Below are 6098 nucleotides of genomic sequence, written 5' to 3'. Positions count from 1 at the left end.
CTGCGGCGGGGTGGCCGGGGGTGGGGGCCGTCGGTGAACCGACGGCGCCCTGTCCCGGGCGGCGGCGCGCCTCAGCCGTACCGGCGGTGCCCTGTCCCCGCCGATGACGCCCCTGTCCGTGCCGGCGGACGCCCTGCCCGTGCCGGCGGCGGATCAGCCGTGCCGGCGGCGCATGATCCGGAACGCCGTGGCCGCCAGCACCGCGGCGAGCGCGAGCACCACGCCCGCCTCCAGCGCCTGCAGGGGCCACAGGTGCGACGCCGGGTGGTAGTCCACGTACCAGTCGGTCACGCCCCGGCCGTCCATGCACGCCTGGTAGGAGTCGCCCACCCCCGCGCCGTCGCAGACGTCCGCCGGCAGCCGCCCGCCGGTCGCGGTCATATGGCCGGACTCGACCGTCCAGGCGTCCGCGTCCAGCTCCGGGTAGCCCGGGGAGGACTCCGTCAGGCGGGGCATCAGCAGGGGCCGCACGTACACGGAGACCACCCCGGCCAGCAGCCCGCCGCCGAGCACGGCCGCGTACCGGGCCCGGGACGTCCGCCGCAGCAGCAGCCCCGCCAGGGCGCCGACGGCGACGGCCAGCAGCCCCCGGGCGACCGGGGCCGGCCCGATCGCGTCGTAGACGTACGCGTCGTGCCACGGGAGCCCGGTCAGATCGTGGTCGACGCTGTTCCAGGTCCACTGGAAGAGCACGCTCAGCAGCCCGCCGCCGACGATCACGGCCGCGGTGGGCAGGGCCAGCGTCGCGGCCAGCCAGCGCGTCGGGCTGACCGACTGCGTCCAGGCCATCCGGTAGGTGCCGCTCTCCGTCTCCCGCGCGATCAGCGACCCGGCCACCACGGCCGCGACCAGCGGGGGCATCAACGTGCCGAGGGCGATGCCGAGGCCCATGAGCTGGTAGCCGTAGGTGGTGCGGACGTGGTCGACCGCCGCCTGGGCCTGGGCCGAGCAGCCGTCCAGGTGGTGGGTGGCCGAGCAGCCGGAGAGGTCGCGGGCCCCCACGTAGTCGGTCATGGCCCAGCGCAGCCAGAGCAGCCAGCCGGCGGTCACGACCAGCAGGACGACCGCGGCGCGGACGAGGCCGCGGTGGCGGCGCCAGACGGCCCACAGCAGGCCGCCGAGGGCCTCGCCCCGGGGCACGACCCTCGTACGGGCGCCGGCCGCGGCGGTCCGCGCGGTGCCCGTCGTGGCCTGCGTGCTGTCCCTGGTGGCCGGCGCGGTGTCCGTCGTGGCCGACGCGGTGTCCCTCGTGGCCGGCGCGGTGTCCCTCGTGGCCGGCGCGGTGTCCCTCGTGGCCGGTGCGGTGCCCGTCGCGCTCGGCAGGCCCGGGGCGTTCCGGGCGCTCATACGGCGGCCTCCGCGCCGCCGCCGAACCGGGAGCCGGCCGCGGGGGCGAGCGGTTCCGCGCTCGGGGCGAGCAGGGCGGGCGCCTCGGGTGTGCGCAGATAGGCGAGCACGACTTCCTCCAGGGACGGTTCCGCGCTCTCCCAGCGGCCGGCGACCGGCCCCTCGGGGCGGATGAGCGCGGTGATCTGACGGCCGGTGGTGCGGGTCTCCACCACCGTGTGGGGGGCCAGCTCCGGCGGGTCGCCCGGGCCGGTCGCGACGCCGGTGAGCAGGCGGTGCGCGCCGAGCACGTCCTCGGCCTCCCCGGCGAGCCGGACCCGCCCGCCGTCGACGAGCAGCAGGTAGTCGCAGACGTTCTCCAGTTCGGCGAGGACGTGCGACGACAGGACGATGGTGGTGCCGTGCTCGGCGGCCTCCGCCATCAGCAGGGCGGTCATCCGGTGGCGGGCGAGCGGGTCGAGGTCGGCCATGGGCTCGTCGAGCAGCAGCAGTTCGGGGCGCTTGGCGAGGGCGAGGGCGAAGGCGACCCGGGCGCGCTGGCCGCGCGAGAGCGTGTCGACGCGCGCGTCCCGCGGCGCGTCGCCCTCGTCGACGATGCGCTCGGCGAGCGCCTGGTCCCAGGTGGCGGGGTTGAGGGAGCGCCCGAACCGCAGGGTCTCGGCGATGGTGAACCCCGGGTAGAGCGGCTTGTCCTGGCCGAGGTAGGCGGTCCGGGTGCGGGCCGCGGCCGTACGGGGGGCGGCGCCGAAGACGCGGACGGTGCCCTCGGTGGGGGTGTCGAGCCCGGCCAGCAGCGTGAGCAGGGTGCTCTTGCCTGCGCCGTTGGGCCCGACAAGGGCGCATATGCGGCCGCCGGGCAGCCGGAAGGTGCAGTTCCGCAGGGCCTGGACGGGCCGGCGGCGGGAGCGGCGGCGGTACGCCTTGGCCAGCGCGGTCACCTCCAGGGCGGTGCGGCCGTCTGCCGGCTGGGTGGTCAGGTGGTTCATGCGTTCCCCTCGGGTGAGCGGGCGGGCGTACGGGGCGCGGGGGCGGTGGCCGTACCGGTCGCCGGCGCGGCGAAGCTCTCGTCGACCACGGAGGCCATGAGCGCCGCCACGTCCTCCCGGTCCAGGCCGGCGGCCCGCGCCCGGCCCACCCAGGCGGCGAGTTCGCCCCGCAGCGGGGAGTCGGCGCCCGCGCCGGGCCGGGCCAGCGACCGGCGCACGAACGTGCCGAGGCCCGGCCGCGGCTCGACCAGCCCCTCCCGCTCCAGCTCGCGGTACGCCTTGAGCACGGTGTTGGGGTTGATGGCGGTGGCGGCGACGACCTCCCGGGCCGTCGGCAGCCGGTCCCCGGGCGCCAGCAGCCCCAGCCGCAGGGCCTGCTTCGTCTGCTGCACGATCTGCATATAGGTGGCGATGCCGCTGCGGCGGTCGATGCGGAACTCCACCATGGCCGCGCTCACCACCCTTTCACTAATTGAGTAGTGAAAGGGTGGTGGACGGGGTCCAGGGGTGTCAAGCGGTTGATCACATCGGGCCGCGCCGTACGAGGGGCGCGCCCGCAAAGCCCGTAACGCCGGAAAGCGCACGAGCGCCCCACCCCGGACCGTACGGCCGTGGGCGGAGCGCTCGGGAGCGGCGGGGGGCCGGGCGTCACGCCCGGCGGGGCGGAGAGCGGGCGTCAGGCCCGGCGCGGCGGACCCGCGAACCTCACGTCTCGGAGCGGTACATCAGGTCCACCTCGTGCACCGTGAACCCCAGCCGCTCGTAGACCGTGACCGCCGCCGTGTTGTCCGCGTCGACGTAGAGCATCGCCGTCGGCAGCCCCTGCCCGGCCAGGTGGCGCAGCCCGATGAGGGTGAGCGCCTTGCCGAGGCCGCCGCCCTGGGCACCGGGGAGCACCCCGACCACGTACACCTCGCCGAGCGCCTCGGCCGCGTGCGTCTTGGTCCAGTGGAAGCCGACGATCCGACCGTCCTTCTCGGCGAGGAAGAAGCCCTTGGGGTCGAACCACGGCTCGGCCTTGCGGTCGTCCAGGTCGCGCTGGGTGAGCGCGCCCTGCTCGGGGTGGTGGGCGAACGCCTCCGCGTTCACCGCGAGCCAGGCCGTGTCGTCCTCGCCCGGCCGGAACGTCCGGACGGTCACGCCCTCCGGAAGCACCGGCTCCGCGAGCCCGCTGTCCGGCTCGGTCAAGGGCCTGCGCATCTGGCGCAGTTCCCGGAAGAGGGTGAGCCCCAGCGCCTGGGCGAGGTGGCGGGCGGCCGGGTGCCCGCCGTGGGCCCACAGCCGCAGCCGGCGCCCGGAGGCGTCCAGCAGCGCGAGGCCGAGCGCGCGCCCGTGCCCGCGCCCCCGGAAGCCGGGGTGCACCAGCAGTTCGGCGGCCGGCGCCTCCACCGGGTCGGTCTCCTCCAGCTGGGCGTAGCCCACCAGCTCGTCGCCCTCCCGCAGCAGGAGGTGGCGCACGCCCTCGCGGCGCCCGCCGCGGAGCTGGAGGCGCCCCTGTTCGGACACGGCCATCTGGCCGTCCGTGCGCGCCGCGGCCTCGATCATCTCCAGCACGGTCCGCGCCGTCTCCGGCGGCACCTCGTCGAGGTGCTCGATCCGTCGGATGGCGTTCCGCTCCGCTGCGTCAGTCATGCTCCCGAGCCTACGACCCGGGGCCGGGGCGGGGTCGTAGGCGGTCCCCCGTGCCCCGGTACGCAACCGGCTCGTTACCTTCATGCTCCTGACACGCTACGCGCGTTGACCGTAGGCTGCCGTCCGTTGTGACCACACGGAGGGGAACACCCATGTCAGCGACACCTCAACGGCGCCGGAGAGCGCGCCGCCTGACGGCCGGTGCGGCGGCGCTCGCCGCCGCGGGGGTGCTGGCCACCGCGATACCCGCGGGCGCGCACGGCGCCGACGGCGCGAACGGCACGGACGGCGCCCAGCGGCAGCAGTGGGCCGCGGCCGGCGGCGCGAGCGGCGGGTACGGCGTCGACGGCCGGGCCGGCGCGTCCGACGCGTACGGCGACGGCCGGGGCCTCGGACTCGGCGGCGGCTGGTGGCCGGGCCGCACGGTCGACGTCCAGATGCTGTCGTTCAACGATCTGCACGGCAACCTGGAGCCGCCGCAGGGCTCCTCCGGTCAGGTCACGCACCAGCACCCGGACGGCACCACCAGCAAGATCGACGCGGGTGGGGTGGAGTACCTCGCCAGCTCGCTGCGCACCGCGCGCAAGGGCCACCCGTACAGCGTGACCGCCGCCGCGGGTGACCTCATCGGCGGCAGCCCGCTGCTGTCGGGCCTGTTCCACGACGAGCCCACCGTCGAGGCGCTGAACAAGCTCGACCTCGATGTGACCAGCGTCGGCAACCACGAGTTCGACGAGGGCCGCAAGGAACTCGAGCGCATGCAGAAGGGCGGCTGCCACCCCAAGGACGGCTGCTACGAGCCCGGCAAGGTCTTCCAGGGCGCCGACTTCCCCTATCTCGCGGCGAACGTCATCGACGAGAGGACGGGCCGGCCGATCCTCAAGCCGTACACGGTCTGGAAGCACCGCGGCGTGAAGATCGGCTTCATCGGGGTCACCCTGGAGGGCACGCCGGACGTCGTCAACGCCGAGGGCATCAAGGGCCTGAAGTTCAAGGACGAGATCGAGACGATCAACAAGTACGCCCAGGAGCTGGACCGCCAGGGCGTGAAGTCGATCGTGGCGCTGATCCACGAGGGCGGCGCGCCGGCCTCGTCCTCGTACAACTACAACTGCGACAGCCCGGGCGCCGGGGACGGCATCTCCGGCCCGATCGTCAACATCGCCAAGGGGCTCACCCCGAAGGTGGACGCGCTGGTCACCGGCCACACCCACCAGGCGTACGTGTGCACGATCCCGGACCCCTCCGGCAAGCCGCGCATGGTCACCTCGGCCTCCTCGTACGGCAAGCTCTACACCGACACCACGCTCACGTACGACCGGTGGACCGGTGACATCGTGCGCACCAAGGTGAGCTCGGCGAACCACGTGGTGCGGCGCGACCAGCCGAAGGCCGCCGACATGACCTCGCTGATCCAGCGCTGGTCGGCGCTGGCGGCGCCGGTCGCCGGGCGCCCGGTGGGCCACATCGCCGCGGACATCCCGGGCCGCGGGGCCGGCACGTACGAGTCCCCGCTCGGCGATCTCATCGGTGACGCGCAGCTGGAGGCGATGGCACCGGCCGACAAGGGCGGCGCCCAGATCGCCCTGATGAACCCCGGCGGCATCCGCTCGGACCTGGCGCACAAGGCGTCGGGCGGCGAGGGCGACGGCGTGGTCACCTACGGCGAGGCGTTCACGGTCCAGCCGTTCACCAACATGATGAACGCGGTGGACCTGACCGGCGCCCAACTGATCACGGCCCTCCAGCAGCAGGTCAGCGGCCCGAACGAGGCGTCGCCGAAGATCCTCCAGGTCTCCCGGGGCCTGACCTACACCCTGGACCTGACCAAGGCGGGCGCGGCCCGGATCGTGACCGACTCCATCAAGGTCAACGGCGCGCCGATCGACCCGGCGAAGACGTACCGCGTCGCGATGAACGAGTTCCTGGCGGGCGGCGGCGACGGCTTCACGGTCCTCAAGGAGGGCAGGAACAAGTACGTGGGCGTCTCCGACCTGGAGGCCTTCACCGCGTACCTGACCGCCCACTCCTCGGCGGCCTCGCCCCTGACCCCGCCGAAGGCGGACCGCATCACGATCGTGAAGTGACCCTGCCCCACCCGCGTCGATCTTGCTGGTGGTGCCGTCCGGGTGC

The 6098-nt window shown here is 74.6% G+C and carries 5 protein-coding genes; 1 reads left to right on the top strand and 4 read right to left on the bottom strand.

All coding sequences use genetic code 11. The features are described from left to right. Positions 1-153: 153 nt before the first annotated feature. The 4 genes from ACSNOD_RS27215 to mshD form a co-directional block, all read right to left on the bottom strand. Positions 154-1347 carry an ABC transporter permease gene (locus tag ACSNOD_RS27215; protein ID WP_436769720.1) on the bottom strand — a complete coding sequence of 398 codons (1194 nt, stop codon included), beginning with the start codon at positions 1345-1347 and terminating at the stop codon, positions 154-156. Further along, positions 1344-2333 carry an ABC transporter ATP-binding protein gene (locus ACSNOD_RS27210; RefSeq protein WP_436769719.1) on the bottom strand — a complete coding sequence of 330 codons (990 nt, stop codon included), beginning with the start codon at positions 2331-2333 and terminating at the stop codon, positions 1344-1346. The genes ACSNOD_RS27215 and ACSNOD_RS27210 overlap by 4 nt, the downstream gene beginning before the upstream one ends. Next, positions 2330-2779 (bottom strand): GntR family transcriptional regulator, encoded by a 450-nt coding sequence (locus tag ACSNOD_RS27205; RefSeq protein ID WP_436769721.1) that lies wholly within the window; start codon positions 2777-2779, stop codon positions 2330-2332. Before ACSNOD_RS27205 ends, ACSNOD_RS27210 begins: the two co-directional genes overlap by 4 nt. 259 nt (positions 2780-3038) lie before the next feature. After that, entirely contained in the window at positions 3039-3965 is a 927-nt protein-coding gene (gene mshD, locus ACSNOD_RS27200; RefSeq protein WP_436769718.1) for a mycothiol synthase, read from the bottom strand. A gap of 152 nt (positions 3966-4117) precedes the next feature. Here mshD and ACSNOD_RS27195 point away from each other — a divergent pair, with 152 nt between their 5' ends. Beyond that, the gene (locus tag ACSNOD_RS27195) at positions 4118-6052 is read left to right on the top strand and encodes a bifunctional metallophosphatase/5'-nucleotidase (protein WP_436769717.1); all 1935 of its coding nucleotides are present in this window, start codon (positions 4118-4120) and stop codon (positions 6050-6052) included. The last annotated feature ends 46 nt before the right edge of the window (positions 6053-6098 follow it).

Origin of the sequence: Streptomyces sp. URMC 123, assembly GCF_051386515.1 — a bacterium.
In the GTDB taxonomy this organism is placed as follows: domain Bacteria; phylum Actinomycetota; class Actinomycetes; order Streptomycetales; family Streptomycetaceae; genus Streptomyces.
Note: the sequence above shows the minus strand (reverse complement) of the source record. Positions and strands in the feature narration are given on the sequence as shown.

Coding starts and splice junctions, on each gene's coding strand:
- ACSNOD_RS27195 (WP_436769717.1), top strand. CDS start 4,118: ATGTCAGCGACACCTCAACGGCGCCGGAGAGCGCGCCGCCTGACGGCC.
- ACSNOD_RS27205 (WP_436769721.1), bottom strand. CDS start 2,779: ATGGTGGAGTTCCGCATCGACCGCCGCAGCGGCATCGCCACCTATATG.
- mshD (WP_436769718.1), bottom strand. CDS start 3,965: ATGACTGACGCAGCGGAGCGGAACGCCATCCGACGGATCGAGCACCTC.
- ACSNOD_RS27210 (WP_436769719.1), bottom strand. CDS start 2,333: ATGAACCACCTGACCACCCAGCCGGCAGACGGCCGCACCGCCCTGGAG.
- ACSNOD_RS27215 (WP_436769720.1), bottom strand. CDS start 1,347: ATGAGCGCCCGGAACGCCCCGGGCCTGCCGAGCGCGACGGGCACCGCA.